Origin of the sequence: Azoarcus sp. DD4 (assembly GCF_006496635.1) — a bacterium.
In the GTDB taxonomy this organism is placed as follows: domain Bacteria; phylum Pseudomonadota; class Gammaproteobacteria; order Burkholderiales; family Rhodocyclaceae; genus Azoarcus.
The window spans coordinates 1,572,968-1,599,318 of record NZ_CP022958.1; the positions used below are offsets into that span (position 1 = coordinate 1,572,968).

Genomic DNA, 26,351 nt, shown 5'->3' on the forward strand with positions numbered 1-26,351 from the left:
GAAAGTCATCGTGGAAGTGTCGGCGGATTCGTGTGCGCTGCGGAGGCCGCGCTGGTGCCCGGATGCGCGGCCAGCCAGGCGCGGGCGGCGTCGGCGTCGCGGCGGATCTGGGCGGTGAGCGCGTCGAGCGAGTCGAACTTGGTCTCGCCGCGCAGGCGGTGCAGGAAGTGCACCCGCAGATGGGCGCCGTAGCAGTCGGCGTTCCAGTCGAAGAGGTTCACTTCGAGCCGCAGGCGGCCGGAGCCGGTGACTGTGGGGCGGATGCCCATGTTGGCGACGCCATCGACCAGACCCTCGGCGAGGCCTTCGACGCGTACCGCATAGACCCCGGTGAAGGGCGGCTTGCGGTGCTTCATCTGGATGTTGGCGGTCGGATGGCCGATGCGGCGGCCGAGCTTGTCGCCGTGGATCACCCGGCCGGCGATGCTGTAGGGGCGGCCGAGCAGGCGTTCGGCATGGGCCATGTCGCCTTCGGAGAGCGCCGCGCGCACCGCCGAGCTGGACACGCGTTCGCCTTCGACGTCCAGGGTTTCCATCGATTCGACACCGAAGCCGTGTGCTTCGCCGGCGCTCTGCAGCATGGCGAAATCGCCGGCGCGCCTGGCACCGAAGCGGAAATCGTCGCCAATGTAGAGGTGGCGCACGGCCAGGCCGCGTACCAGGAAGTCGTCGATGAAGGCCTGTGCCGGCTGTTGCGCGAAGCGGGCGTCGAAACGGCAGACATGGACGCGGTCGACACCGCAGGCGGCGAGCAGCAGCAGCTTTTCGCGCAGCGACGCAAGGCGGGCAGGGGCAGCGTCGGGCGCGAAGTACTCGCGCGGATGCGGCTCGAAGGTGAGCACGACCGCCGGCAGGCCGAGGGCACGCGCCTTGTCGGTGAGCAGCTTGAGCAGGGCCTGGTGGCCACGGTGCACGCCGTCGAAGTTGCCGATGGTGAGGACCGAGGCCTGGCTGGCCTGCTCGGGAATCCCGCGTAAGACCTGCATAACCGCCTGAAAAAGCCGCAATTATAACGGCAAAGCGGGGGGCGATCAGCTGTTAACGGCGGTGCTCGGGCCGGTGCTGCGGCGCCCGCCTGGTCCAGCGGGGTGTGTGCCGGCCGCAACATCGCGTCGCGGCCGATTTTCGTCCGTCGCTCCGCGTGGTTCAAATTTGTACAGCTCGGACCGGTGGCTGGACGGGTTGTCCGATTCTCGAACGATCATAGGCCGGATGGCTGCCTCGTTCTGGCGAAAATCCCTTCAAGGGCAATGGCTTGCGCGTTGTCGGCCGCGCTGGCGCGGCCCTTGCTGGAGTCAGGGCGAGGCGCCGGATTCAGGCGTCCGGGACGTCGGCGCGGGGCATGGTCCGCTTCTGGCCGACGCGCCCAAGCACACCCAAAGGAGACGACGATGAGCGCATATCCGATGACGGCCGCAGTCCTGAGCCGCGAGAACGAAGTATTCCAGGGGACGGCCGCGGTGAGCAGCGGCAACCGCCACCGCGGGTTCCGCCCCGCCTTCCGCGATCAGGAGACCGGAGAGGTGTTCCTGTCCTGCCACGCTGACGGCCGTCCGGCGGCCTTTCATCTGCTCGACGGCCTGCCGCCCGAGCTGACCATCCGGGATGGCGCGGGCCGGGTACGGGGTGCCAAGGCTTCGCTCAGTTCCGGTTTCGTGCTGGACGACCGCTTTTTCTCGCGTGAGGAAGCGGCCCGCCTGGTGGACGCGGGCTGAGGTCGCGCCATGCTGCGGACAAGGGCGATTCCGGCCTTCCAGGACAACTACATCTGGCTGTCGAGCGCGGGCGGCGACGCCGTGGTGGTGGACCCCGGCTGTGCGGCGCCGGTGCTCGCGGCGCTGGTGGCTGAGGGGCTCAGGCTGCGGGCTGTGCTGATCACCCATCATCATCACGATCACGTCGGCGGCGTGGCGGAATTGCTGCAGCACTTCCCGGTGCCGGTGTTCGGCCCGGCGGGGGAGGACATTCCGGTGCTGACGCACCGCGTCGCGGACGGCGACCGCGTGACGCCGCTGGAGGGCCACGCCGGTTTCGAGGTGCTGGCGCTGCCCGGCCACACGCTGGGGCACGTCGCCTATTACGACGGCAGCAGCCTCTTCTGCGGCGATACGCTGTTCCCCTGCGGTTGCGGCCGGGTGTTCGAGGGCACCATGGCGCAGATGCACGCCTCGCTGGCGCGGCTGGCGGCGCTGCCGGCGACGACCCAGGTGTATTGCGCGCACGAGTACAGCCTTGCCAATGCGCGTTTTGCGCTGGCGGTCGAACCCGGCAACACCCTGTTGCAGGCGCGCCAGCGCTGGATGGTGGCGCGGCGGGAGGCGGACATGCCGACCGTGCCCTCGTCGCTCGAGGACGAGTTCGACACCAATCCCTTCCTGCGCTGCGGCGCCGCGGCCGTCAGTGCCGCCGCCAGCCAGCGCTGCGGCCATCCGCTTGCCGACGAGGCCGAGGTCTTCGCCGTGCTGCGCGAGTGGAAGAACGGCTTCTAGCCGTCCGACTGCCGCCACGCCTTTCCCCTTCAGGCAGGTCCCGCGCGATCCCCGCTCCGGCGGCGATCGCGCGCGGTGCATGGCGCCACGGCGCCGTCCGCATGCCTTGGCCGGGGCGCGTCGCGTTTTCGGACAGCACCACGTTCCAGAGGTCCGCGTGGCTGTCCGATTCTCGGACATGCCTGCTTCATCAGCCCGCCGGGGCGTCTGGGTGGCGATAAAAAATGTTTTTGATTCAATGATTTGGTGAAATTCTCCCGCCGTCTTCCGTGCGTGGCTTGGAAGTTGCTGAACAGCCGCACAGCGCAAGGCTTGCGCGGGAGGAGAACGATGGAACGAGCACATGTAGGCCGCGCCGGGATCGGAGCGCAGCCATGTTGAGCGCGGTCGAACTGGCGGACTGCACCCCGCACACGCTGGACTTTGCCGGGCGCGCAAGCTGGCGGGTACGGGTGGTGTCGGAGCTGGTGGAAATCAACTCGCGGCAGTTGCGTGTCGAAACCCGTCGCGCCGGGGCCGACATCGAATTGCAGGGCGCGCTGGAACGGACGCCGGATGCCGCGCTGCCGACCGGCATGGATCTGCTGCGCGAGGCGCTGGCCGCGGCCGAGGCGGAGCTCGATGCGCTCGAGCTGCGGCGCTCCGCGCTGCTGGCGGTGCTCGACGCCCTCAACGCCGCCGAGCTGGCCGGGGGGCAGCCATGAGCGCGGGTGTGAGCCGGCTGCCGGTCACCGTCCTGACCGGCTTCCTGGGCGCGGGCAAGACCACGCTCCTCAATCACCTGCTGCGCGAGAGCGGCCGCCGCTACGCGGTGATCGTGAACGAATACGGCGAGATCGGCATCGACGGCGAGCTGGTGGTCGGTGCCGAGGAAGAGGTGCTGGAACTCAACAACGGCTGCATCTGCTGCAAGGTGCGCGGCGACCTGATCCGGGTGGTGAGCGGGCTGCTCAAGCGGCGCGGCCGCTTCGACGGCATCCTGATCGAGACCACCGGGCTGGCCGATCCGGCGCCGGTGGTGCAGTCCTTCATGGCCGATGACGAGATCCGCCAGGCGGCGCGGGTGGACGGCGTGGTCTGCGTGGTCGATGCCTGTCACTTCCTTGCCAGCCTGGCGCGCACCCGCGAGGCCGGGGTGCAGCTGGCGCATGCCAGCACGGTAGTGATCAACAAGGTCGAAATGGCGGACGAGGCGACGCTGGCCGCGGTCGAGGCCGAGATCGCGCGGCTGAATCCGAGCGCGACGGTGTTGCGCAGCGCTCGCGGCGCGGTGCCGGTGGAGGCACTGCTCGACCAGGGCGCCTACGAGCTGCCGCGGCTGGAACTGCCGGCCAGCCCCGCACCGGCCCGGCCGCGCTACGTGGCTGTGCCGCAGGGACGCCATACCGACGATCTGGAGTGCGTGTCGATGGTGCTGGACCGTCCGCTGGAGCGCAGCAGCTTCCTTGGCTGGTTGCAGCGCCTGGTCGCCGAGCGCGGCGAGAAGCTGCTGCGCACCAAGGGCATCGTGGCGCTGGCCGGTGCCGACCGCCGCTTCGTCTTCCAGGGTGTGCACATGATGGTCGACAGCGATTTCGACCGGCCGTGGCGCAGCGAGGAGACGCGCGACAGCCGGCTGGTCTTCATCGGCCATGGCCTGGATGGCGTCGAATTGCGCGCCAGCCTGGATGCCTGCCAGGTGCCCTGGCCATGAACGGCCCGCCAAATGCGCTGCCGCCGCTGGTCGATCTGCTCGGCACACGCTGGCGCCTCGATGCGCCGGTGGTCGCGGTGGCATGGGCGCGCCGTGGCGGACGGGCGGCCTTCGCGTTCGGCGACGGCACCGTGGCGTTCGGCGGGCCGTTCGTCGTCCGCGCCGGCCAGCCGCCGCGCGGGCCGCGCGAGCTGAACCGCATCCCCGCCCACGACGGTGCCTGTCTGGCGCTGGCGGCGGACGGCGAGGGCGGCTTTCTCAGCGCCGGTGACGACGGCCGGCTGCTGGGCATCGTACCGCCGGCGGCGCCGGTCGAACTCGCCAACCAGCCGGGCGAATGGCTGGACCACGTCGCCGTCGGTGCGCGCGGCATCCACGCCTGCGCGAGCGGTCGCCGGCTGTGGATCAGGGGGCCGGACTTCGAGGACGTGCTGACGCTGGCGAGCGGCGTCACCGCGCTCGCCTTCGATCCCGCCGGACGGACGCTGGCGATCGCCGGCCATGGCGGCGTCGAGCTGTGGTCGGCGGCGGATCGCAGCCGGCGCCGGCTCGAGGCACCGGGCTACCACCGCGCGCTCGCCTGGAGCCCGGACGGGCGCTTTCTCGCCAGCGGCCTGCAGGAGAACGCGGTGTGCTGCTGGCGGCTGGGCGATGGCCGGCGCTTTGTCTTCGACGGTTATCCCGGCCAGCCGCGTGCGCTGTCCTTCGCCGCGCGCGGCCACACGCTCGCCACCAGCGGCGGGCCGCGCGTGGTGGCCTGGGACCTGGACCGCCCGCGCCCGGCCGACAGCCGTATCGAGTTCGGCTATCCGGGCCGGGTGCCGGTCAGCGCAGTGGCCTGGCATCCCGGCCGCGGCATGGTCGCGGCGGGCTACCACAACGGCGCGGTCCTGCTGTGCCGGCCGGGCAGCGACCAGCATCTGTTCGTCCAGGGTTCCGGTTCCGGCCCCGTCACCGCGCTTGCCTGGGCGGCCGACGGGAGCGGCCTGGCGCTGGGCACGCAGCAAGGGGAACTCGCCATGGTGGCGATTCCCCCCGAAATCCTGTCCATGGCCAGGGCGGCCTGAGGCGGGGCACAACATCGCGCAATGGAGGAGACCAATATGACAAACCAAACGTACACCCAAGACCCGGCCGCAGACGCGATCGATCCGGCCGAAGCCGCCGCCAAGGACGAATTCTTCGAGCAGGTTTCCCGCGTCTCGGAGGAGATGATCCAGGCCTACGGGCGCGATTTCGCCATGGGCGTGCTGCTGCTGGCGGCGCGCTACATCGCCCAGACCCGGCCGGCCGAGGCCGCGCCCGTGCCGCAGATCATCACCCAGCCCTGAGGGCGTCCGCCGCCGTCCTCGCGGCGGCGGCAGCAGTACCGAAATCAAGAAATGCGCCGGCCCGTCCGGGCCAGGCGCAGCACCACGGGCGACACCGTCAGCCCGCACACACCAATAGAGAGAAGAGGAGTCGAAGATGGCGGCGAAACACAGCCAAGGGGAAGTCGCGCCCGTCGCGCGGCGCAGTTTGGGCAGGGCGCTGGCAGGCGCATGGATGGCGGCGGGACTGGCAGCGGCATCGAGCGGTGCCTGGGCGCTGGAGATGGACGCCGGCGACGACACGCCGCTGCCGGAGGGCACCAATCTCGCGGTGCTGTACTACCAGCACGTCGAGCGCGACCGGCTGTATGTAGACGGCGACAAGGCGGCGGGGCGTAACCGGCTCGATTCCGACATCGGCATCGCCCGTTTCGTGCATTACACCAAGTTCGCCGGGATGACGATCAACCCGCAGTTCCTGCTGCCCTTCGGCAATCTGCACGCCAAGGGCGACCTGTCGCCGCTCGGCAGCGCCAGCGGTGTCGGCGACCTGATCCTGGCCTCGGTGTTCTGGCTGGTGGAGAAGCCGGAGACCAACACCTACTTCGCCATCACACCCTATCTCTACGTGCCCACCGGCAGCTACGACAAGAACGAGGCGCTCAACCTCGGTGAGAACCGCTGGAAGGGCACGCTGCAGCTCGGCTACATCACCGGGCTGACCGACAAGCTGCTGCTCGACCTCTATGCCGACGTCACCGTGTTCGGCAACAACAACGACTACGGTCCGACTTCGGCCACGCTCAAGCAGGATCCGCTCTACCAGGTGCAGGGCTGGCTGCGCTACAAGCTCACCGACGCCTGGGACGTGCGTGCCGGCTACTTCCACACCTGGGGCGGCGAGACCAAGGTCAACGGCGTATCCAGCGACGATCGCGTGCGCAGCTCCAAGTACCAGGTCGGCACCGCCTGGTTCTACGAGCCGAGCGCGCAGGTCGTCTTCACCTACGGCCAGGACCTGACGGTGGAGAACGGCTTCAAGGAGCGCAACCGCCTCAACTTCCGTTGGCTCAAGGTCTTCTGATGGTGACCTGAGCCACCTGGCACCGCGGCGGCCACCCGCCCGGTGCCCTTTTTCTTCCCGCAGTCCGGCATCCCGTCCTGCACCCAATCCGCCCCGCCCGCGCGGCGGGGCCATCGCAAGGAGTCCGCAATGTCCCAACTCGCTGCACTGTCCCTCAGCATCGGCCTGCTCGGAGGCTTCGCCACCTGGCTCTTCCTCACCGTCGGCGGCGTGCTGATCTGGGCCGCCTTCGTCGCCTGGGGCTGCTACTTCCAGGCCGGCGGCAACGCCCAGGCGCTGCGCAACACCCTGGTGTGCAACACCTTCGGCGCCGGCGTCGCTTGGGTGGCGGCAGTGGTGATCCTCGCCCTGCCGCTGGCCGACACCCTCACCCTGCCCGGCTGGGCGGCGGTGGTGGTGTTCGTCACCGCCTGGCTGGTGTGCATGGCGGCCAACATCCCGGCCTTCGCCACCATCCCGGCCAGTTTCTACGGCTATGCCAGCACCTTCGCCTTCCTGCTGCAGACGCCGGAGAAGATGAATCTCGCCACGCTCACCAGCCCGACGCTGGACAACGCCTTCATCGTCACTGCGCTGTCGATGGGGATAGGCGCGCTGTTCGGCTACGTCTCGGGCCGGCTGGGCGGCGTGCTGATGGCGCGCGATGCCCGCGCCGCATGAGCGGGCGCGTCCCAGAATAGGCCAGCGCCCGCGGGCGGCCGTCGCAAAGCAGGACGCGACGGCCGCCCGCAGTCGCGTCCGGGTATGCCAATGCGAAATCAAGGTACTGATAAAAAGGAGAAATCGAATCGGACTGCGGCTGCGGACAGGGCGATGGCGGGCATGGTCCGGCTCTTGCGAAAGCGGTGGCAAACAAGGCCGCACCCGTCCGGCAGACGGGGCGGCACCACCGGAGGAGACCCGAACATGCCACGCCTGCTGTCCTGCATCCTGCTTTGCCTGTCCCTCGTCGCGCCGGCCAGCCGTGCCGCACCGCCGCTGGAGGTGGTCACCACCCTGGCGCAGATCGCCGAGCCGCTCGCCCTCATCGCCGGCCCCCGTGCGCGCGTCAGCAGCCTGCTCGGACCCGGTGTCGATCCCCATCTCTACCGCCTGACGCGCAGCGACGTGGCCCGTCTGACCCGGGCCGACCTGGTGTTCTACAACGGTCTGCACCTCGAGGCGCAGATGGAGGAAATGCTGCAGTCGCTCGCCAGCCGCAAGCCGGTGGTGGCGATCGGCGCCGCCATCGATCCGGCGCGGCTGCGCGACGACGACGGCCCGGCGCATGATCCGCACGTCTGGATGGATCCGGCGCTGTGGCGGGTGGCGCTGGAGGCCGCGGTGGCGACGCTGATCAAGGCCGATCCGGCCGGCGCCGACGGCTACCGCAGCCGCGCGCGCGACTACTTCCAGCGTTTGAACCACCTGCGGGCCTACGTCGGCGAGGTGCTGGCGACGGTGCCGGCCGGCGCGCGGGTGCTGGTCACCGCGCACGACGCCTTCGGCTATTTCGGCCACGCCTTCGGTCTGGAGGTGTTGGCCATCCAGGGCATCAGCACCGAGAGCGAGGCCGGCCTGCGCCGCATCGAGGAACTGGTGGACGTGCTGGTCCGCCGCCGCATCGGCGCCGTCTTCGTCGAGAGTTCGGTGTCGCCGCGCAGCGTGCGCGCGCTGATCGACGGCGCCGCGGCGCGCGGCCATCAGGTGCGCATCGGCGGCGAACTCTACTCCGACGCCATGGGCAGCCCGGGCGACTACACCGGCACCTACATCGGCATGCTGGACCACAACGCCTCCACCGTCGCGCGCGGCCTCGGCGGCCGCGTACCGGCCGGCGGCATGCTCGGCCGGCTGGCCGATCTCCACTGACCGCAGAAGGAGCGCACAGATGGTTACCCTGCTCAAGTTCCGTCCGCGCCACCGCCCGCTGCCGGCCGAATCCGACAGCCCGCTCGCGGTGCACAACCTGACCGTGGCCTACGGCCACCAGCCGGTGCTGCAGAAGGTCGATTTCGTCGCCCCGGCGGCTGCACTGGTGGCGGTGGTCGGGCCCAACGGTGCCGGCAAGTCCACCTTCATCAAGGCGGTGCTCGGCCTGCAGCCGCGCATCAGCGGCGAAGTCGCCTGCTACGGCCGGCCGGTGGAGCGTCAGCGCCGCCTGATCGGCTACGTGCCCCAGCGCAGCAGCGTGGACTGGGACTTTCCCGCCTCCGCGCTCGACGTGGTGACCATGGGCCTGTACGGCGGCATCGGCTGGTGCCGGCCGGTGCGCGCCCGTCACCGCGAACAGGCAATGGCCTACCTGGAGCAGGTGGGCATGGCCGACTTCGCCCGCCGCCAGATCGGCCAGCTTTCCGGTGGCCAGCAGCAGCGTGTGTTCCTGGCCCGCGCGCTGGCGCAGGACGCCAGGCTCTACCTGATGGACGAGCCCTTCGCCGGGGTCGACGCCGCCACCGAGCGCGCCATCGTCGAAGTGCTGCGTACCCTCAAGAGCCGTGGCCGCACGGTGCTGTGCGTGCATCACGACCTGCAGACCGCGCCCGACTACTTCGAGCACCTGCTGCTGCTGGCCGGCCGGGTGGTGGCCGCCGGGCCGATGGCGGAGGCCTTCACCACCGCCGCGCTGGAAGAAGCCTACGGCGTCGGCCTGTCGCTGATCGGCACCGCGGCCGCAGCGCGGGCCGGCTAGGGGAGGGGCCATGGACACCGGTTTCATCGACATCCTGCTGCTGCGTGCCGGCTACAACAGTGCGGTCGTGGTGGCGGGCGCCGCGCTGCTCGGGCTGGCGGCGGGCACCATCGGCGCCTTCGTGCTGCTGCGCAAACGGGTGCTGATCAGCGATGCGATCAGCCACGCCACCCTGCCGGGCGTGGCGCTGGCCTTCCTGCTCGGCGTGGCGCTCACCGGCGGCGGGCGCCACTTCGGCCTGCTGCTGGTCGGCGCCGGCGTGTCCGGCGCGCTCGGCGTGCTGCTGGTGCAGGCGATCCGGGACCATACCCGGCTGCCGGAAGACAGCGCCATCGCCACCGTCCTCAGCCTCTTCTTCGGCGTCGGCGTGGTGCTGCTGTCGCACATCCAGACCCTGCCGGTGGGCGGGCAGGCGGGCATGAACAGTTTCCTGCTCGGCTCGGCCGCCACCATGAGCCTGGACGAGGCCTGGCTGGTGGGTGGCGCGGCGCTGGCGGTAGTCGGGCTCGCCGCGCTGCTGGCCAAGGAGTTCGGCCTGGTCTGCTTCGACGCCGGATACGCCGCCGCGCTGGGCTGGCCGGTGCGGAGGCTGGATCTCGCTCTGCTGGTGCTGCTGCTGGCGGTGGTGGCGATCGGCCTGAAGACGGTGGGGCTCATCCTCGTCGTCGCGCTGGTCACCATCCCGCCCGTGGCGGCGCGCTTCTGGACCGAGCGGCTGGGCGCGATGGTGGTGCTGGCGGGAGTGCTCGGCGCGCTCGCCGCCTGGCTGGGGGCGGCGGCCTCGTCGCTGCTGCCGCGCCTGCCGACCGGCGGGGTGATCGTGCTGGTGGCCGCCGGCCTGCTGGCGCTGTCGCTGCTGTGCGGCCCGGCGCGCGGGCTGCCGGCGCGTTGGCGGAGGAGGTCGGTATGAACCCCGGCGTCGAGGACTTCCTGATGATAGACCTGCCGGCGGTGCTGGCCGCGGTGCTGGCAGCGCTGGCCTGCGCGCTGCCCGGCAGCTTCCTGGTGCTGCGGCGCCAGGCGCTGATGGGCGACGCGATGTCGCACGTGGTGCTGCCCGGCATCGTCTGCGCCTACCTGGTGGTCGGCGACATCGCGCCGCTGGCCATGGTGGCGGGCGCGCTCGGGGCCGCCTTGCTGGCGGTGATGCTGATCAACGCGCTGCAGCGGCTGGGCGGGCTGGAACCGGGCGCGGCAATGGGGGTGGTGTTCACCGTGATGTTCGCCGCCGGGCTGGTGCTGCTGGAGCAGAGCGGCGCCGGCAATGCCCACCTCGACGCCGAGCACGCGCTCTACGGCAACCTCGAAGGCACGCTGTGGATGGGGCCGCGGACCTGGGCCGATCTGCTCGATCCCGCCAGCTACCGCAGCCTGCCGCGGGTGCTGGTGACACTGGGCGGGGTGACGGTGGCGATGGTTTTGCTGCTGCTGCTGTTCTTCAAGGAACTGGCGGTGACCACCTTCGACCCCGGCCTTGCCGCCGGGATGGGCATCTCCAACCGGGCGGTCGGGATGGGCCTGCTGGCGATGACCGCGGTGGCAGCGGTGGCGGCCTTCGAGGCGGTGGGTTCCATCATCGTGATCGCCATGTTCGTCTGCCCGGCGGCCACCGCCCGCATGCTCACCGACCGGCTGTCGCGACAGGTGTGGCTGAGCGCGCTGTTCGCGGTGCTGGCCGGGGCCGGCGGCTACTGGCTGGCGGCCTTCCTGCCGCCGCTGCTCGGCCATCCCAATGCGCTCAACGCCGCCGGCATGGTGGCGGTGGCGGCCGGCGCGATGCAATGCGTGGCGATGCTGCTGGCGCCGCGCTACGGCGTGCTGCCGCGGGCCTGGCGCGCGCGCCGGCGGGCGATGCTCGCGCCCTGATCCGCGCCTTGCGCCTGCGAGGGGCGTCCCGCCGCGCGCTGCGGCCGGACGCCCCTTTCCTTTGCGGCCGGCTGCGGCCTGCCGTGCCTTCTCCATATTCCTGATTTTTCGCGCTTTTCCAGGTGGGTGCCGCGCGCTGGCGGGGCGGCGCGAGGCACGTCCCAAAATCGGACGAGGCCCATGCCGGCCGAGTCGCAGAACACAACATGCTGCACTGCATGAACCGCTGTTTTCGGCGCTTTTTCACTGGAAAACGGGGGGGGGACGGGCTGGCACGCATGTCGCTAAAGAGACCTCAGGTTGATCGGCACAACGGGCCCGGCCAGCGCAGCACAGGCCCCCCGGCGGCGATCGGCTTCAACACGGCGACATCCCCTCGCGGGGCCGCCCATACCAATACGAGAGCGAAAGGAGATTCGAATGTCTGCTGGATTGACCCTCAACAAGATCACCTCCCAGCGGGGGGTCAGCATCGGCGAAGCAGCCCGCCGCATCGCCGACCTCGGGTGGAATCCTTCCTACGTCCAGGAAGCCATGACCTTCCCGACCGACTACAAGATCGGCCGCCAACCCAAGGACCCGATGAAGCAGGTGCTGCGCTCCTACTTCCCGATGCAGGAAGAGAAGGACAACCGGGTCTACGGCGCGCTCGACGCCGCCCTGCGCGGCGACATGTTCCGCAACGTGGAAGCGCGCTGGGTGGAATGGATGAAGCTCTTCCTGGCCATCATCCCCTTCCCGGAAATCTCCGCCGCCCGTTCGATGTCGATGCTGGCCCGCCTGGCCCCGGGCGAGGAACTGCGCACCGGCTTCACCATGCAGATGGTCGACGAGTTCCGCCACTCCACGATTCAGATGAACCTGAAGAAGTGGTACATGGAGAACTACATCGACCCGGCCGGCTTCGACATCACCGAGGCCGCCTTCGGCAAGTGCTACGCCACCACCATCGGCCGCCAGTTCGGCGAAGGCTTCCTGACCGGTGACGCGGTGACCGCGGCCAACGTCTACCTGCAGGTCGTCGCCGAAACCGCCTTCACCAACACGCTCTTCGTGGCGATGCCTTCCGAGGCCGCGCGCAACGGCGACTACGCCCTGCCGACGGTGTTCCTGTCGGTGCAGTCGGACGAGAGCCGCCACATCGGCAACGGCCACTCGCTGCTGATGTCCATCCTCAACGACCCGGACAACCACCTGCTGCTCGAGCGCGACCTGCGCTACGCCTTCTGGCAGAACCACTGCATCATCGATGCGGCGGTCGGCACCCTGATCGAGTACGGCACCACCAACCGCGACAAGAACAAGGAATCGTACGTCGAGCTGTGGCACCGCTGGATCTACGAGGACTACTACCGCACCTACATGCTTCCGCTGGAGAAGTACGGCATCAAGGTGCACCACGACGACGTCGCCGCCGCCTGGGACCGTCTGGTCAAGAAGAACTATCACCACAAGGTCGCGCAGTTCTTCGCGGTCGGCTGGCCGGTCAACTTCTGGCGCATCGAAGCCCAGACCGAGAAGGACTTCGAGTGGTTCGAGCACAAGTACCCGGGCTGGTACGCCGAGTTCGGCGACTTCTGGAAGTGGTACGGCAAGAAGAGCGTGCCGGGCGAGACCAACATCCTGTTCGACCAGGAAAACGGTTACGTCTATCCGCACCGCTGCTGGAGCTGCATGGTGCCCTGCCTGATCCGCGAGGACTTCGTCGTCGATGAGGTGGACGGCAAGCTCTACACCTACTGCTCCGACCTCTGCCGCTGGACCCACAAGGTCGCCTTCAGCGCCGAATACGAAGGCCGCTCCACCCCGGCGATGGGCCGCTTCAGCGGTCGCCGCGAATGGGAAGAGTGCTACCACGGCTGGGATCTGGCCGACGTCGTCAAGGACCTCGGCTTCGTCCGCCCGGACGGCAAGACCATGGTGTCGCAGCCGCACCTGCGCTTCGACGACAAGGACATGTGGACCCTCGACCACATCAAGGGCCACACCATCCAGAGCCCGCTCGTCCTGCTGCGCAACATGACGCCGGAACAGCGCGAGAAGCACATCGCCGAGTACCGCGCCGGCTTCAAGATCAACCCGTTCCAGTAAGCCTGCAGGCGGGCGCGCGCGGCGGTGCGCGCGCCCGCCTTACCCACGGCCCATGCACATGAAATAAGGAAGACCAGCATGTCCGAAACCCCCGTACACATCGTCCGGTTCGAACCGGTCGGCGTCGAGATGGAAGTCGCCGAAGGCGAAACCGTACTCGACGCGGCCTTTCGCCAGGGCGTGGCCGTCATGCACGGCTGCAAGGAAGGGCAGTGCAGCAGCTGCAAGGCGCTGCTGATCGACGGTGACGTCGAAATGCTCAAGTACTCCACCTTCGCGCTGCCCGACTACGAGCGCGACGCCAACCACGTGCTGTTGTGCCGCACGCTGGCCTACACCGACATCACGGTGGAGCTGCTCAACTACGACGAAGACCTGATGCGGCGTTCGATCGCGGTCAAGGAATTCGCCGGCAAGGTGGTCGGCATCCGCGCGCTGACCCACGACATCCGCCAGCTCGACGTCGAGCTCGATCAGCCCATCCGCTTCTGGGCCGGCCAGTTCGTCGACATCACGCTGCCGCAGAAGGGCATCACCCGCTCGTACTCGATGGCGAGCGTGCCGAGCAGCCCCGGCCAGGTGTCCTTCATCATCAAGAAGTACCCCGACGGCGCCTTCTCCACCGCGCTCGACACCGAGCTCAAGCCGGGTGACCCGGTGCTGGTGAAGGGCCCCTACGGAGGCTGTTTCCGCCGCGAGGAACGCCCCGGCCCGATGGTGCTGATCGGCGGCGGCTCCGGCATGTCGCCGCTGTGGTCCATCCTCAACGACCACATCGAGAGCGGCGAGCAGCGGCCGGTGCGCTTCTTCTACGGCGCCCGCACCCGGCGCGACCTGTTCTACCTGGAGCAGTTCGCCGAGTTCGAGAAGAAGATCCCCGACTTCCGCTTCATCCCGGCGCTGTCCGCCGCCGAACCGGGAGACGAATGGACCGGCGAGACCGGCTACATCCACGAGGTGGTGGCGCGCACGCTCAAGGCCGAGGGCTACGACGGCGAAAGCATCGACGCCTACACCTGCGGCCCGGGCCCGATGATCGACGCCATCACCCCTGTGCTGCAGATGGCCGGCGTTCCGCCCGACCAGATGTACTTCGACAAATTCACCCAGGCGGTCCGTTAAGGCCCGGGCCTGCAACCCGTCTCGCCGCAGCACCCATCCACAAGCAAGGACAAAGAGGAGACTCAAGTGAACGCATTCACCCAGGAAGCCATCGCCAAGCCGGTCAAGTCCGGCGCTGCCGGCGCCGCCCAGTTCGCCGGCTGGGACAGCCGCAAGTACAACTACTACACGCCCAAGGGCCGCCACGCCACCCACTACGAAGACGTCACGGTGGACGTCCAGCCCGATCCGAAGCGCTACCTGCTGCAGGATTTCATCATCTCCTTCCCGGACGGCACGCCGACCTACTCGGAGCACTGGACCGAAGCGAAGAGCTCGGACTGGCACAAGTTCCGCGCGATCGACGAGGAGTGGGAGCGCACCCACTACCAGCGCCAGTCGACCATCTGCGGGATGATCACCAACGTCATCGAGAACGCCCGCCGCGCCGGCGCCACCAAGCGCCTCGACCGCGCCTGGGTGAAGGTGCTGGAGCAGTACCTCGGCGCCTACAAGCACGCCGAGTTCGGCCTGGGCATGGCCACCATGCACGCCCAGCGCTACGGCTACACCCAGATGATCAACAGCGCCATCCTCACCAACTCGTCCTACAAGCTGCGCCTGGCCCAGGATCTGACGCTCTACCTGGCCGAGCTCCAACTCGACCAGCCGGACCTCAACCTCGACCTCGGCAAGCAGCACTGGATGGAGAACCCGGCCTGGCAGGGTACCCGCCACGCCATCGAGGCGATCAACGGCGCCACCGACTACCTCGAGAAGTACTTCGCGGTGAACATCGTGTTCGAGCCGCTGGTGGCCGAGCTGGTGCGCAGCGGCTTCTTCATGCAGGTGTCGGCCGCGCAGGGCGACTTCACCACGCCGACGGTCATCTCCGCGGCCGAAGGCGACTACCAGCGCAACCTCGCCAACACCGCCGAACTGGTGCACATCCTCGCCCATGATCCGGAGCACGGCGCCCACAACCGCGCGCTGTTCAACCGCTGGCTGGCCGACCACGGCAAGCGCGCGCTGATCGCCGCGCAGCAGCTGCAGCCGATGTGGTCGCTGCCGCACCACAAGGTCGCCCAGTTCCCGGATGCGCTGGCCCGCTCGCTGGAGCGCATCCGCAGCATCACCGGCGAGCTCGGCCTCGACCTGCCGGCCGAGCTGAAGGCCTGAGCCTGCCCGGTCCCAGCCCCCAAACCCGACTCAGAGGAAAAGACATGAGCAACTACCACAACGGCAACATCTTCCAGTCCATGAAGGACATGAAGTTCGAACAGACCATCTCGCACCAGTGCGGCGTGACGATGAACGACAGCGTGGAAGCGCGCGCCATCGCCGAGCTGATGGCGACTAAGCCGGGCCTCAAGGTGACCTACATGCCGGCCATGATCCGCATCGACGGCGAGGGCAAGATCGAATTCAGCATGCCCGAGATCAGCGAAGCGCTCGGCCGCGAGATGACGCCCCACCTGTTCGAGATCTTCACCTCCACCCACTACGGCCGGATGGTGATGATCGACGACGACACCGTGGTCCTGTTCGGCGACATGGACGCCGCGCTGGCCTACGAGTAAGCGCGCTCGCCGCCCGCGGCCGGCACACCGGACCGCGGGCGGCACGCCGACAACAAATACCGGAGGAGAGACAAAATGCCCAACATCATGCTGCACGACGACGAAGCCCGCGCCGCCCTGGCACGCGGCGTCGCCAAGATGGCCAAGGCGGTACGCGGCACCCTCGGCCCGCGGGGGATGAACGCCATCATCGACCGCCCCATCGGCACCCCCATCATCTCGCGCGACGGCGTCAGCATCGCCGCCGAGATCGAGCTGGAAGACCCGTTCGAGAACATCGGCGCCCAGGTGCTGCGCGAGGTCTCGCGCCAGACCAACGAGGTCGCCGGCGACGGCACCACCACCGCCACGGTGCTGGCCGACGCGCTGGTGCAGGGCGGCCTCGCCTGTGTCCAGGCCGGCGCCAAGCCGGTCGAACTGGTCAAGGGGCTGGATCTCGCGGTCGAGGAGACCATCGCCGCGCTCAAGTCCATGGCCATCCCGGTGCGCGGCCGCGAGGACGTGTTCGCGGTGGCGGTGGTCGCGGCCAACGAGGAGAGCACCGGTGCGCTGGTGGCCGAGGCGCTGGAACGGGTCGGCCCGGACGGCATCGTCGACGTCGAGTACGGCACCACCGTCGAGACCACGCTCGACGTGCTCGACGGCATGGCCTTCGACCGCGGCTACCTGTCGCACCACATGGTCACCGACGTCGAGAAGATGCAGGTGGTGCTGGACGATCCCTACATCCTGATGACCGACCAGCGCCTGCAGAGCCAGGAAGAGATTGCGGTGCTGCAGAGCCTGCTCGCCGGCAGCAAGCGGCCGCTACTCATCATCGCCGAGGAAGTGGCGCCCGCCTGCGTGGTCAGCCTGATGGCGTGGCGCGAGAAGACCGGCGTGCCGGTGGCGGCCATCCACCCGCCCGAGTACGGCCACTGGCGCAAGTCCATGCTGGAGGACATCTCCATCGTCACCGGCGGCAAGGTCATCGCGCGCGACCTCGGTGGCATGCTCAAGGACGTCACCCTGGCCGACCTCGGCAGCGCGCGCCAGGTACGGATCTCGTCCAACCAGACGGTGATCTCCGGCGGCGGCGGCAGCCACGAAGCGATCACCGCGCGGCGCAAGCAGGTGCAGCGCCAGTACGAGCTCGCACCGCAGAACATCGAGCGCGACAAGTTCCAGGACCGGCTTGCCAAGCTCACCGGCGGCACCGCGCTCATCCTCGCCGGCGGCGCCACGCCGGTGGAGCAGAAGCGCCGCGTGCTGCTGATCGAGGATGCCATCCATGCGGCGCGTGCCGCGATCGCCGAAGGCATCGTGCCCGGCGGCGGCGTCACCCTGCTGCAGGCGGCCGGCCGGCTCGAACAGTTGGTGGCGAACACCAGCGGCGGCGTGCAGCAGGGCGTGCGCCTGCTGCAGCGCGCCCTGTCGCGTCCGCTCTACCACATCGCCAGCAACGCCGGCCTGGATAGCGACAAGGTGGTGGAGCAGGCGATGCGTGCCGAACCGGGCCATGGCCTGGATGTGCGCAGCGGCGCCTTCGTCGACCTGGTGGCGGCAGGCGTGATCGATCCGGTCAAGGTCAGCTACACCGCGGTGCGCAATGCGGCGTCGGTCGCGGGCCTGATCCTCACCACCCAGACCCTGGTGGCGAAGAAGCCGGAGATCGTCGATCCCACCGCCGGCCCGGCCACCGGCGGCGGCGCCGAGCACTACGGCCGCGACTGAGTCCCGCCGGGTTCAGAGGCTCCGTCCTGCCCGGGAAACCGCACGCGGTGTCCCGGGCCTTCGTCCAATTTCGGGATGCTGACGCGATGAACGAGACTTCCGACCGCCACTACCCGGCGGCCTTCCTGCCGCTGTTCGTGCTCCCCAGGAGCCCGGTCCGGCGCCTGCAACGGGTGCTGGGCCTGGTGATCTGGATGGCCGGCCTGCTGATCTGGCTGTCCGGCGGCTTCTACGCCTGAAGCCGGTCCGTCCGGGTCGCCCGGACTATCCTGTCGGTGATAGTCCGGGTGCCTTTCCAGCCGTTGAATGAGGGTATTATTTACTGTCTGTAGCTGGGTCGAGCCAGCGAGATGCACGTCAGATGCATTGATCAAAAGAGACAGGGCGGGCCAGGCCGACGCCAGATCGGCCGTAGCCCGTCCGCTCCAAAGGAGTGAGACATGCGGGACGTTTCTTACCGAAAGTCCGGCGCTCGGCAGGCCGAGGCGGTGCAGTGCGGCTTCGGCATGCAGTTGGCCGGGAACGAGGACGTGGCGCTCGAGCGCGCCACCTACTCGGCCTGGGAGCGCTTCCTGACCGGCGAGCCGCTGACGCCGAGTGCGGTCGATTCGCCGGTGCTGGATTCCTGGACCCGCAGCCGCGCCGCCGGGGTCAACCCGGTCGGCCGCGCTGCACCGGTGGTGGCGCGCGGCGACGACATGGCGCCGCTGCGTCATCGCCATCGCGAACTGATGGCGGCCTCCGCCAACCTCTTCGCCCATACCTGCGACCTGCTGGCCGGGTCGCGTTCCATCGTGCTGCTCACCAGCCCCGAGGGCGTGGTGCTGGACGCCGCCGGCGATGCCGCGACGCTGGAGGCGGCACGCGACATCCACCTGATGACCGGCGGCAACTGGTGCGAGGCGGTGGTCGGCACCAACGGCATCGGCACCGCGATCGCCACCCGCTGCCCGACCCACATCCACGGCGCCCAGCACTTCTGCGAGGGCATCAAGGGCTGGACCTGTGCCGCGGCGCCCATCTTCGAGCCGGGCACGCAGGATATCCTCGGCGTGCTCGACATCTCCGGTCCGCCGCAGACCTACCAGCGCAACAACCTGCTGCTGGCGGTGTCGCTCGCCCACCAGATCGAAATGGTGCTGTCGCAGAGTGCGCTCGGCGAGCGCCTGCGCCTGCTCGAACAGTGCATGGGCAAGCTGTCGCTGACCGATGCCGCCGGCATGGTTGCGATCGACCGTCAGGGGCGGTTGATCCACTCCGCCGGGCGGGTGCCGCTGCCGGTGGGCGTGGGCGAACGGCTGCCCGGATTCCGGCCCCATGCCGACATCGAAGAGTGGGCCGAGCACCTGCCCGAAGGCCTGCGGCCGGAATGGCTGCATCCGGTGGTGTCGGGCGGGCGCACGGTGGGTGCGGTGGTGCTGGTTCCGGGGCGCGGCGTGCGTGGCTCGCCGGTGGCGCGGCTGGCCGAGCAGAGTTCCGAAGCCGACCCGCGGCGCTCCTGTTTCGACAGCATCCTCGGCCGCAGCACGGCGATGCAGGAAGCGACCGGCCTGGGCCGCAAGCTCGCCACCAAGCGGGTGCCGGTGCTGGTCGAGGGCGAGACCGGGGTGGGCAAGGAACTCTTCGCCCGCGCGCTGCACGGCGGCGAACACCTTGGCGGTCCCTTCATCACCTACAACTGCGGGGCGGCGTCGAAGGAGTTGATCGCCGCCGATCTGTTCGGCCATGTGCGCGGCGCCTTCACCGGCGCCACCAACGACGGCCGGCCGGGCCGCTTCGAACTCGCCAATGGCGGCACGCTCTGTCTGGACGAGATCGGCGAGATGCCGCTCGACCTGCAACCGGTGCTGCTGCGCGCGCTGGAGGAGGGCATCGTCTACCGCCTGGGCGACACCCAGCCGCGCCGGGTGGATGTGCGGCTGATCGCCATGACCAACCGCAACCTGCGCGACGAGGTGGCCGCCGGCCGCTTCCGCCGCGATCTCTACTACCGCATCGGCGTGACCCGCCTGCGCATCCCGCCGCTGCGCGAACGCGAAGGCGATCTTCCGCTGCTGGCCACGCACTTCGCCGAACAGCTCGCCGAGCGTCATGGCGTGGCGCGGCGACAGCTTGGCGCGGAGGTGCTGGAGGCGCTGGAAGCCTATTGCTGGCCGGGCAACGTGCGCGAACTGCGCAACGTGATCGAGTCCTTGCTGCTGATGTCGTCCGAGCCGACGGTGCGGCTGGACGAACTGCCGGAAGAGATCCTCGCCGCGGTGCCGCAGCGCGTGCGTCCGCCGGTGCCGGGGGTGGAGCCGGAGTGCGCCAGCCTGGAGGCGGCCGAGCGCTGCGCCATCCAGAAGGCGGTGATCAACTTCCAGGGCAATCTCGCCCAGGCGGCACGCCTGCTCGGCATTTCGCGCAGCACCCTGTACCGCAAGGTGGAACGTTACGGGCTGGAGGATTTCGTGCGTGCGGCGGGCGGCAACCTGGAGGCCGAAGGCGGCGGCGCGCCCGACTAAGCCGCATCTTCCTGTTGCGTATCTTCACCACTGCGGCCGCCGGGGCATACCCGGCGGCCGCAGTGCTTTGCAGGCCGCGCCTTGCCAGCGCAATGGCGGCCGGCCTGCCTGTCCCAATATCAGTCGTGCCCCGCGAGGCACGCTGGCGGTGGCGTCCGATCTTGGGACGCGGGTCATCCCGCGCGCGTGCGCTGCGGTCGGGTCTGGAAAATAAAGTCTATAAAATACAGTATGTTGCAGTGATTCTTCGGGTGTTGCGCGGCTTGGCACAGGGGTTGCAATAAGGCTTTCTGCAAGCTGCCGTCGTGCCGAGGGGAAGGGCTCTCCTCCTGTGAACGACCCCGACGCACGCGGCGCTTGCCTCCGAGAACCATAGAGGGAGACGCCCATGCCAAAGCCAAAACTCATCCACACCATGATCCGGGTCCTGGACCTGGACAAGTCCCTGGCCTTCTACCGCGATGCGCTAGCACTGGAAGAGGCCTACCGCCTCGACTTCCCCGACTTCGCGCTGGCCTACCTGCGCAACCCCGAGAACGACTTCGAGCTGGAACTCACGCTCAACAAGGGGCGCAGCGAGCCCTACACCCACGGCACCGGCTACGGCCACATCGCCGTCTGCGTAGACGACGTCGAGGCCGAGCATCGCCGCCTCGTCGCGCTGGGCCTGCTGCCCACCGACGTCAAGAGCTTCCGCGACGGCGACGCCCTGATCGCCCGCTTCTTCTTCATCCAGGACCCCGACGGCTACAAGGTCGAGGTGCTGGAACGCCACGGCCACTACCAGTGACCGCGGCCCCGGCAGCGCAGTAGCACCCCCATACCAACAAGGAGAGAGACAACATGTCCGAACATCCCGTATCCCTCGGCGCGCTCGCCGCGCCGCGCGTGACCCGGCGGGCCTTCCTCAAGGGCAGCGGCCTGCTCGTGGGCACCCTGTGGGCCAGTTCCAGCGCACTGCTGGCGCTCGCCCCGAGCCGCGCCTGGGCGCTGGAGCTGAAGAGCCTGGACCAGGCCACCGGTGAAGCGCTGCTCGGCTTCTGTCGCCGCATCTTCCCCCACGACAAGCTGGACGACGCCGTCTATGCACTGGTGGTGAAGGAGCTGGATGCCGCCGCTGCCAAGAGCCCCGAGACCCGCAAGCTGCTGGTGGACGGCGTCGCCACGCTGGCCCAGCTGGCGGGCGGCAACTGGGCGGGCGCACCGCTGGCCAAGAAGGACGCCATCGTCGCCAGCCTGGCCGGCAAGCCCTTCTTCCTGAAGGTGCATGGCACCGCGGTAGTGGCGCTCTACAACAACGAACTGGCTTTTGCCCACTTCGGCTACGAAGGCAATGCCTTCCAGCAGGGCGGCGGCTATCTGCTGCGCGGCTTCAACGACCTGAAGTGGCTGCCCAACCCGAGCGCCCAGGCCAGCCCGGCGCCGTTCGGCGCCTGACCCCGCATCCGAGGACAAGAACATCATGGCAACGTACAAGCACGACGACAATTCGGTAGTGGTCATCATCGGTTCGGGCGCCGGCGGCGGCACCCTGGCCAACGAGCTGTGCCAGAAGGGCGTGAAGGTGGTGGTGCTGGAGGCGGGCAAGCGCCAGTCGCCGGCCACCTTCATCAACGACGAGTGGGCCGCGTTCGGTCAGCTGTCGTGGACCGACAAGCGAACCACCTCCGGCAGCTGGCGGGTGGCGAAGGACTTTCCCAACCTGCCGGCCTGGATCTGCAAGACGGTGGGTGGCACCACCACGCACTGGGCGGGCGCCTCGCTGCGCTTCCAGGAGCACGAGTTCCAGGCGCGCACGGTGTATGGCGACGTCGCCGGCGCCAACCTGCTCGACTGGCCGCTGACGCTGAAGGAGCTGGAACCCTACTACGCGCGCGCCGAAGACAAGATGGGCGTGACGCGCACCACCGACATCCCCGGCCTGCCCGGCAACAACAACTTCAAGGTGTTCTATAACGGCGCCACCAAGCTGGGCTACGGCGCGACCACCGGGCGCATGGCGATCAACAGCCAGCCGCGCGCCGATCGCGGCGCCTGCCAGCAGTACGGCTTCTGTTTCCAGGGCTGCAAGAGCGGCGCCAAGTGGTCCACGCTCTATACGGAGATTCCCGCCGCGGAGAAGACCGGCAAGCTGGAGCTGCGCACCGAATGCCACGTCGCCCGCATCGAGCACGATGCCGCTGGCAAGGTCAGCGGTGTGGTGTATTTCGACAAGGACGGCAAGGAGCAGCGCCAGAAGGCGAGGGTGGTGTGCGTGGCCGGCAACGCCATCGAGACGCCGCGCCTGCTGCTGATGTCGGCCTCGAGCAAGTTCCCCAACGGGCTGGCCAACTCGTCGGGCCAGGTCGGCCGCAACTACATGCGCCACACCACCGGTTCGGTCTACGCCACCTTCGAGCAGGAGGTGCGCATGTACCGCGGCACCACCATGGCCGGCATCGTGCAGGACGAGGCGCACCACAACACCAAGCGCGGCTTTGCCGGCGGCTACGAGCTGGAGACGCTGTCGCTCGGCCTGCCCTTCATGGCCGCCTTCCTCAACCCCGGCGGCTGGGGCAAGGACTTCGCCGATGCCATGGACCACTACGCGCACATGGCGGGGCTGTGGATCGTCGGCGAGGACATGCCGCAGGAATCCAACCGCATCACCCTGCATGCCACCGAGAAGGACCAGTGGGGCCTGCCGGTGCCCAACGTGCACTACGACGACCACCCCAACGACGTCGCCATGCGCAAGCACGCCTACCAGCAGTCCACGGCGCTGTACCAGGCGGTGGGGGCGAAGAAGGTGTACGAGGTGCCGCCCTATCCCTCGACCCACAACCTGGGCACCTGCCGCATGAGCGCAAAGGCGCGTGACGGCGTGGTGAACAAGTGGGGCCAGACGCACGACATCCCCAACCTCTTCATTTCGGACGGCAGCCAGTACACCACCGGCGCGACGGAAAACCCGACGCTGACCATCGTCACGCTGGCCATCCGCCAGGCCGAGTACATCGCCGGGCAGATGCAGGCACGCGCCCTCTGATCGGATGACGGCCGGTTCGCGCCGGCCGCCATCCGACGGCCCCGGGCGAGGGCCGCGGGTCAAGAATCGCTCGATACAAGAGCAGTGCACCTCCCTCCTTGGCGCCGGCTCCGTCCGGCGTTCTTTTTTTGGTGTAGCGATCATGTGGATTGCAGATCGGCGGCAGTGCCGCAACATGGGCGCCGTGCAGCACCCGCGCCGCGGGCGCAGGCTGCAGGCGATAGTCCTTGCCCTGACTTTGCTGGCGGCGCAACCGGCCAGCAGCGAGCGGCCGATGACGGTGGACGACGCCGGCACCCTGGCGGCCGGCGGCGGCAAGCTGGAACTCGGCTGGTCGCGCGACGACGACCTGCGCGGGCTCGAACTGGCGGCAGGCTATGCGCCGCTCGAGAACTTGGAGCTGGAACTGGCCTACGCGCGTGGCCACAACCCGGCCCGCGACCCCTGGCGCAACCAGTGGAGCCGGGGCCTTGCCGTCAAGTGGGTGCCGCTGCAGCCGGAAACCGGGCTTGCCCTCGGCATCAGGTACGAAATCGTGCGCGAGGCGTTCGAGCCTGACGATGGCCCGCGTCGGTGGGGCCGCAGTCAGGGGCTGACCGGCCTGGCGAGCTGGCGCTGGGCGTCGGGCGAGGCGTTGCATCTCAATCTGGGCCGGGAATGGGGCCGTTTCGATGGCGACGACGAGGCGGTCACCACCTGGGGCGTGGGCGCCGAGCACGCCTTGTCGGACGGGTTGAGCCTGACGGTGGAAACCTACGGCGACAGCGGTAGCCGGCCGGACCGGGCCGCGGGCGGGCGTTACGAGGTCGCCGACGGCGTCAAGCTCTCGGCCGCCGTCGGTCGCGGCAATGATCGCAGCTTCTTCAACGCCGGCCTGACGTGGGAGTTCTGAGCGGCGGCAGCGCACCGGGCGCGGGCTGCCGCATCTGCAGCCGGAATTGACGCCGGGGCTGACGCGGGGGCAGAGTTGCTGCCATCCACGCCGCCACAATTGACAGTCCATGTCCGATCCGCGCCCCTTGCCCGAGCTGGTGTCCTTCATCGAAACCCTGGCCGAGCCGCACATCCTGTGCGACCGCAACTACCGCATCGTCGCCGCCAACGCGGCCTATCGCGGTTCTTGCGCAGCGGGGCGTGACGTCGTCGGGCGCACCTGCTACGAAGTTTCGCACCACTACAGCGTGCCCTGCGACCGTGCCGGCGAATCCTGCCCCCTGGCCAAGAGCCTGAAGTCCGGCCAAAGGGAGCGTGTGCTGCACCTGCACCATACCCCGCGCGGCGAGGAGTACGTGAACATCGAGCTGTCGCCGGTGCGCGATGCGGCAGGGGAGATCGCCTGGTTCATCGAGAAGATGGAGCCGATGCACGTTGCCCGCGGCGTGTCCGACCATCGCGGCCTGATCGGCCGCGCGCCGGCCTTCCAGCGCATGCTCGAACTGGTGATGCGGGTGGCGCCGTCGGATGCCAGCGTGCTGCTGCAGGGCGAATCCGGCACCGGCAAGGAGCTGGTGGCCGCTGCGGTGCACGAGGCCAGCCGGCGTGCCGACCGCCCCTTCGTCGTGGTCGATTGTTCCGGGCTGCCTGAAATGCTGTTCGAGAGCGAGCTGTTCGGCCACGAACGCGGCGCCTTCACCGGCGCGGTGGCGCGCAAGACCGGCCTGGTCGAAGCCGCCAGCGGCGGCACGCTCTTCCTCGACGAGGTGGGCGACATTCCGCTCGGCATGCAGGTCAAGCTGCTGCGCCTGCTGGAAACGGGAACTTATCGCCGGGTCGGCTCCACCGAGCTGCGCCGCGCCGACATCCGGCTCGTCTCCGCTACCCACCGGCCGCTGCAGCAGATGATCCGCGACGGCCGGTTCCGGCAGGACCTCTATTTCCGCATCAACACCTTTCCGATCACCGTGCCGGCGCTGCGCGAGCGGACCGAAGACCTGCCGCTGCTGGTGGCGTCGCTGCTCGAACGGGTGGCGCCCCATCGTGGTCTGGCGCTGTCGCCCGCGGCCCTGCGGGTGCTGGCCGCCTACCCCTTCCCGGGCAATGTGCGCGAACTGCGCAACGTGCTCGAACGCGCCAGCCTGATGTGCGATGGCGATCTGATCGGGCCGGAGCACCTCGCCGAGGAAGTGCGCCAGCCGCCTTCGCCCTCGATCCCCAGCGTTGGCGGCCCGGCCTTCGCGGCGGCAGACGAGGCTGCGCTCGACCTCGACGAAGTGCAGCGCCAGGCCTTGCTCCGGGCGCTGCGCAGCCATCGCGGCAGCCGGCGCGAGTTGGCGCGCAAGCTCGGCCTGAGCGAGCGCACGCTCTACCGGCGGCTGCGGGCGCTTGGCCTCGACCAGGCGCAGACGCTGCCAGACGACGCTGACATGGCTTGACGGAAATGGCGGTAGTGGCAGTGTCTGGCACCGCGACGAACGGCTTCAACCCTGCAAAACCGCGGTAACCGGGCGTTGGCACGGGGTTTGCAGAACGGGTGCTGAAGCGGGGCCGCGCCGCGGTCGCCACCCGATCGTCACCTCTGCGATCGCCAAACCCCTGGGACGGCGACAGCGCTACGGACAGGCTCCGGCGGTTCCGCTTCAACTTTCCGAACGATGCCGCCTGCAGGCCAGCCCCGGAGCCGTCATGTCTGCCTTTCTCGAAGATCGTCGCAAACTGTTGATTGCCACCACCGGTGCCGGCGCCGTGGCCACTGCCGCGACGGCCGTCCCCTTCGTCGCCAGCCTGACGCCGTCGGCCCGCGCCCGCGCCAGTGGCGCGCCGGTCGAGGTCGATGTCGGCAAGCTGGCCGTCGGCGAAATGATGACCGTCGAGTGGCGCGGCAAGCCGGTCTGGATCCTGCGACGCAGCCCGGCGATGCTGGCCGCGCTGGCGGAGCACGACGCCCGCCTGGCCGATGCAGCCTCGTCCGAGGCGCAGCAGCCCCACTACGCGACCAATCCGCATCGCTCGATCCGGCCCGAATTCCTGGTGGTGATCGGGATCTGCACCCACCTCGGCTGCTCGCCGTCGGAGAAGTTCGCCACCGGGGCGGGCGCCGGCATGGCGGCCGACTGGCCCGGCGGCTTTCTGTGCCCTTGCCACGGTTCGACTTTCGACCTTGCAGGGCGTGTCTTTCTCAAGCAGCCGGCGCCGACCAACCTCGAAGTGCCGCCCCACGCCTGGCTGTCGGATGCCGTCGTGCGCATCGGCGAGGCCGACACCGCTTCGGCCTGACCCCGTAT

At 69.0% G+C, this 26,351-nt stretch carries 26 protein-coding genes; 25 read left to right on the top strand and 1 reads right to left on the bottom strand.

Going from position 1 to position 26,351, the window contains the following annotated elements; genetic code table 11:
- Positions 1–5 precede the first annotated feature (5 nt).
- Positions 6–986, bottom strand: coding sequence for a bifunctional riboflavin kinase/FAD synthetase (locus CJ010_RS07460; protein ID WP_141017452.1), 981 nt, complete (start codon positions 984–986; stop codon positions 6–8).
- A 405-nt stretch (positions 987–1,391) separates the two neighbouring features.
- Between CJ010_RS07460 and CJ010_RS07465 the strand changes: the two genes are divergently transcribed.
- From CJ010_RS07465 to petA, 25 genes are all read left to right on the top strand, one after another.
- Entirely contained in the window at positions 1,392–1,715 is a 324-nt protein-coding gene (locus CJ010_RS07465) for a hypothetical protein (RefSeq protein ID WP_141017453.1), read from the top strand.
- Positions 1,716–1,724: 9 nt separating this feature from the next.
- Positions 1,725–2,489 carry a hydroxyacylglutathione hydrolase gene (gene gloB / locus CJ010_RS07470; RefSeq protein WP_141017454.1) on the top strand — a complete coding sequence of 255 codons (765 nt, stop codon included), beginning with the start codon at positions 1,725–1,727 and terminating at the stop codon, positions 2,487–2,489.
- Positions 2,490–2,863: 374 nt separating this feature from the next.
- A complete protein-coding gene (locus CJ010_RS07475; protein ID WP_141017455.1) occupies positions 2,864–3,193 on the top strand; it encodes a hypothetical protein in 330 nt (109 codons plus the stop codon).
- Positions 3,190–4,182: a GTP-binding protein gene (locus tag CJ010_RS07480; RefSeq protein ID WP_205754912.1), complete on the top strand. Its 993-nt coding sequence runs from the start codon at positions 3,190–3,192 to the stop codon at positions 4,180–4,182. Before CJ010_RS07475 ends, CJ010_RS07480 begins: the two co-directional genes overlap by 4 nt.
- A complete protein-coding gene (locus CJ010_RS07485) occupies positions 4,179–5,249 on the top strand; it encodes a WD40 repeat domain-containing protein (protein ID WP_141017456.1) in 1,071 nt (356 codons plus the stop codon). The genes CJ010_RS07480 and CJ010_RS07485 overlap by 4 nt, the downstream gene beginning before the upstream one ends.
- A gap of 36 nt (positions 5,250–5,285) precedes the next feature.
- On the top strand, positions 5,286–5,513 hold the full coding sequence (locus CJ010_RS07490) for a hypothetical protein (RefSeq protein ID WP_168224914.1): 228 nt from the start codon (positions 5,286–5,288) through the stop codon (positions 5,511–5,513).
- Positions 5,514–5,649: 136 nt separating this feature from the next.
- Positions 5,650–6,576, top strand: coding sequence for a transporter (locus tag CJ010_RS07495; RefSeq protein WP_141017457.1), 927 nt, complete (start codon positions 5,650–5,652; stop codon positions 6,574–6,576).
- A gap of 129 nt (positions 6,577–6,705) precedes the next feature.
- Complete coding sequence (locus tag CJ010_RS07500; protein WP_141017458.1) at positions 6,706–7,236, top strand: DUF1097 domain-containing protein; 531 nt, start codon at positions 6,706–6,708, stop codon at positions 7,234–7,236.
- A 246-nt stretch (positions 7,237–7,482) separates the two neighbouring features.
- Positions 7,483–8,427, top strand: a complete 945-nt coding sequence (locus CJ010_RS07505; protein ID WP_141017459.1) for a metal ABC transporter solute-binding protein, Zn/Mn family — start codon at positions 7,483–7,485, stop codon at positions 8,425–8,427.
- Between the two features lie 19 nt (positions 8,428–8,446).
- The gene (locus CJ010_RS07510) at positions 8,447–9,247 is read left to right on the top strand and encodes a metal ABC transporter ATP-binding protein (RefSeq protein WP_141017460.1); all 801 of its coding nucleotides are present in this window, start codon (positions 8,447–8,449) and stop codon (positions 9,245–9,247) included.
- A 10-nt stretch (positions 9,248–9,257) separates the two neighbouring features.
- Complete coding sequence (locus CJ010_RS07515) at positions 9,258–10,157, top strand: metal ABC transporter permease (protein ID WP_141017461.1); 900 nt, start codon at positions 9,258–9,260, stop codon at positions 10,155–10,157.
- Positions 10,154–11,113: a metal ABC transporter permease gene (locus tag CJ010_RS07520; protein ID WP_141017462.1), complete on the top strand. Its 960-nt coding sequence runs from the start codon at positions 10,154–10,156 to the stop codon at positions 11,111–11,113. Before CJ010_RS07515 ends, CJ010_RS07520 begins: the two co-directional genes overlap by 4 nt.
- 420 nt (positions 11,114–11,533) lie before the next feature.
- Entirely contained in the window at positions 11,534–13,204 is a 1,671-nt protein-coding gene (locus CJ010_RS07525; protein ID WP_141017463.1) for an aromatic/alkene/methane monooxygenase hydroxylase/oxygenase subunit alpha, read from the top strand.
- 78 nt (positions 13,205–13,282) lie between these two features.
- On the top strand, positions 13,283–14,326 hold the full coding sequence (locus CJ010_RS07530; RefSeq protein WP_141017464.1) for an FAD-binding oxidoreductase: 1,044 nt from the start codon (positions 13,283–13,285) through the stop codon (positions 14,324–14,326).
- 66 nt (positions 14,327–14,392) lie between these two features.
- Positions 14,393–15,484, top strand: a complete 1,092-nt coding sequence (locus tag CJ010_RS07535) for an aromatic/alkene monooxygenase hydroxylase subunit beta (RefSeq protein WP_141017465.1) — start codon at positions 14,393–14,395, stop codon at positions 15,482–15,484.
- 44 nt (positions 15,485–15,528) lie between these two features.
- Complete coding sequence (locus tag CJ010_RS07540) at positions 15,529–15,885, top strand: MmoB/DmpM family protein (RefSeq protein WP_141017466.1); 357 nt, start codon at positions 15,529–15,531, stop codon at positions 15,883–15,885.
- 75 nt (positions 15,886–15,960) lie between these two features.
- The gene (locus tag CJ010_RS07545) at positions 15,961–17,598 is read left to right on the top strand and encodes a molecular chaperone GroEL (protein WP_141017467.1); all 1,638 of its coding nucleotides are present in this window, start codon (positions 15,961–15,963) and stop codon (positions 17,596–17,598) included.
- A gap of 86 nt (positions 17,599–17,684) precedes the next feature.
- On the top strand, positions 17,685–17,837 hold the full coding sequence (locus tag CJ010_RS25130; protein ID WP_168224915.1) for a hypothetical protein: 153 nt from the start codon (positions 17,685–17,687) through the stop codon (positions 17,835–17,837).
- 201 nt (positions 17,838–18,038) lie between these two features.
- Positions 18,039–20,102 (top strand): sigma-54-dependent Fis family transcriptional regulator, encoded by a 2,064-nt coding sequence (locus CJ010_RS07550; RefSeq protein ID WP_141017468.1) that lies wholly within the window; start codon positions 18,039–18,041, stop codon positions 20,100–20,102.
- 388 nt (positions 20,103–20,490) lie between these two features.
- Entirely contained in the window at positions 20,491–20,892 is a 402-nt protein-coding gene (locus tag CJ010_RS07555; RefSeq protein WP_141017469.1) for a VOC family protein, read from the top strand.
- A 53-nt stretch (positions 20,893–20,945) separates the two neighbouring features.
- A complete protein-coding gene (locus CJ010_RS07560; RefSeq protein WP_141017470.1) occupies positions 20,946–21,539 on the top strand; it encodes a twin-arginine translocation signal domain-containing protein in 594 nt (197 codons plus the stop codon).
- Between the two features lie 25 nt (positions 21,540–21,564).
- Positions 21,565–23,130: a GMC family oxidoreductase gene (locus tag CJ010_RS07565; protein ID WP_141017471.1), complete on the top strand. Its 1,566-nt coding sequence runs from the start codon at positions 21,565–21,567 to the stop codon at positions 23,128–23,130.
- Positions 23,131–23,272: 142 nt separating this feature from the next.
- Positions 23,273–24,022 (top strand): porin, encoded by a 750-nt coding sequence (locus CJ010_RS07570; RefSeq protein ID WP_240794524.1) that lies wholly within the window; start codon positions 23,273–23,275, stop codon positions 24,020–24,022.
- 109 nt (positions 24,023–24,131) lie between these two features.
- Complete coding sequence (locus tag CJ010_RS07575) at positions 24,132–25,502, top strand: sigma-54-dependent Fis family transcriptional regulator (RefSeq protein ID WP_141017472.1); 1,371 nt, start codon at positions 24,132–24,134, stop codon at positions 25,500–25,502.
- A 250-nt stretch (positions 25,503–25,752) separates the two neighbouring features.
- Positions 25,753–26,343 carry a ubiquinol-cytochrome c reductase iron-sulfur subunit gene (gene petA, locus CJ010_RS07580; protein WP_141017473.1) on the top strand — a complete coding sequence of 197 codons (591 nt, stop codon included), beginning with the start codon at positions 25,753–25,755 and terminating at the stop codon, positions 26,341–26,343.
- Positions 26,344–26,351: the final 8 nt, after the last annotated feature.

Excerpts from the sequence above, each read along its gene's own strand:
- CJ010_RS07460 (WP_141017452.1), bottom strand. The coding sequence starts at position 986 with ATGCAGGTCTTACGCGGGATTCCCGAGCAGGCCAGCCAGGCCTCGGTC.
- CJ010_RS07465 (WP_141017453.1), top strand. The coding sequence starts at position 1,392 with ATGAGCGCATATCCGATGACGGCCGCAGTCCTGAGCCGCGAGAACGAA.
- gloB (WP_141017454.1), top strand. The coding sequence starts at position 1,725 with ATGCTGCGGACAAGGGCGATTCCGGCCTTCCAGGACAACTACATCTGG.
- CJ010_RS07475 (WP_141017455.1), top strand. The coding sequence starts at position 2,864 with ATGTTGAGCGCGGTCGAACTGGCGGACTGCACCCCGCACACGCTGGAC.
- CJ010_RS07480 (WP_205754912.1), top strand. The coding sequence starts at position 3,190 with ATGAGCGCGGGTGTGAGCCGGCTGCCGGTCACCGTCCTGACCGGCTTC.
- CJ010_RS07485 (WP_141017456.1), top strand. The coding sequence starts at position 4,179 with ATGAACGGCCCGCCAAATGCGCTGCCGCCGCTGGTCGATCTGCTCGGC.
- CJ010_RS07490 (WP_168224914.1), top strand. The coding sequence starts at position 5,286 with ATGACAAACCAAACGTACACCCAAGACCCGGCCGCAGACGCGATCGAT.
- CJ010_RS07495 (WP_141017457.1), top strand. The coding sequence starts at position 5,650 with ATGGCGGCGAAACACAGCCAAGGGGAAGTCGCGCCCGTCGCGCGGCGC.
- CJ010_RS07500 (WP_141017458.1), top strand. The coding sequence starts at position 6,706 with ATGTCCCAACTCGCTGCACTGTCCCTCAGCATCGGCCTGCTCGGAGGC.
- CJ010_RS07505 (WP_141017459.1), top strand. The coding sequence starts at position 7,483 with ATGCCACGCCTGCTGTCCTGCATCCTGCTTTGCCTGTCCCTCGTCGCG.
- CJ010_RS07510 (WP_141017460.1), top strand. The coding sequence starts at position 8,447 with ATGGTTACCCTGCTCAAGTTCCGTCCGCGCCACCGCCCGCTGCCGGCC.
- CJ010_RS07515 (WP_141017461.1), top strand. The coding sequence starts at position 9,258 with ATGGACACCGGTTTCATCGACATCCTGCTGCTGCGTGCCGGCTACAAC.
- CJ010_RS07520 (WP_141017462.1), top strand. The coding sequence starts at position 10,154 with ATGAACCCCGGCGTCGAGGACTTCCTGATGATAGACCTGCCGGCGGTG.
- CJ010_RS07525 (WP_141017463.1), top strand. The coding sequence starts at position 11,534 with ATGTCTGCTGGATTGACCCTCAACAAGATCACCTCCCAGCGGGGGGTC.
- CJ010_RS07530 (WP_141017464.1), top strand. The coding sequence starts at position 13,283 with ATGTCCGAAACCCCCGTACACATCGTCCGGTTCGAACCGGTCGGCGTC.
- CJ010_RS07540 (WP_141017466.1), top strand. The coding sequence starts at position 15,529 with ATGAGCAACTACCACAACGGCAACATCTTCCAGTCCATGAAGGACATG.
- CJ010_RS07545 (WP_141017467.1), top strand. The coding sequence starts at position 15,961 with ATGCCCAACATCATGCTGCACGACGACGAAGCCCGCGCCGCCCTGGCA.
- CJ010_RS25130 (WP_168224915.1), top strand. The coding sequence starts at position 17,685 with ATGAACGAGACTTCCGACCGCCACTACCCGGCGGCCTTCCTGCCGCTG.
- CJ010_RS07550 (WP_141017468.1), top strand. The coding sequence starts at position 18,039 with ATGCGGGACGTTTCTTACCGAAAGTCCGGCGCTCGGCAGGCCGAGGCG.
- CJ010_RS07555 (WP_141017469.1), top strand. The coding sequence starts at position 20,491 with ATGCCAAAGCCAAAACTCATCCACACCATGATCCGGGTCCTGGACCTG.
- CJ010_RS07560 (WP_141017470.1), top strand. The coding sequence starts at position 20,946 with ATGTCCGAACATCCCGTATCCCTCGGCGCGCTCGCCGCGCCGCGCGTG.
- CJ010_RS07565 (WP_141017471.1), top strand. The coding sequence starts at position 21,565 with ATGGCAACGTACAAGCACGACGACAATTCGGTAGTGGTCATCATCGGT.
- CJ010_RS07570 (WP_240794524.1), top strand. The coding sequence starts at position 23,273 with ATGTGGATTGCAGATCGGCGGCAGTGCCGCAACATGGGCGCCGTGCAG.
- CJ010_RS07575 (WP_141017472.1), top strand. The coding sequence starts at position 24,132 with ATGTCCGATCCGCGCCCCTTGCCCGAGCTGGTGTCCTTCATCGAAACC.
- petA (WP_141017473.1), top strand. The coding sequence starts at position 25,753 with ATGTCTGCCTTTCTCGAAGATCGTCGCAAACTGTTGATTGCCACCACC.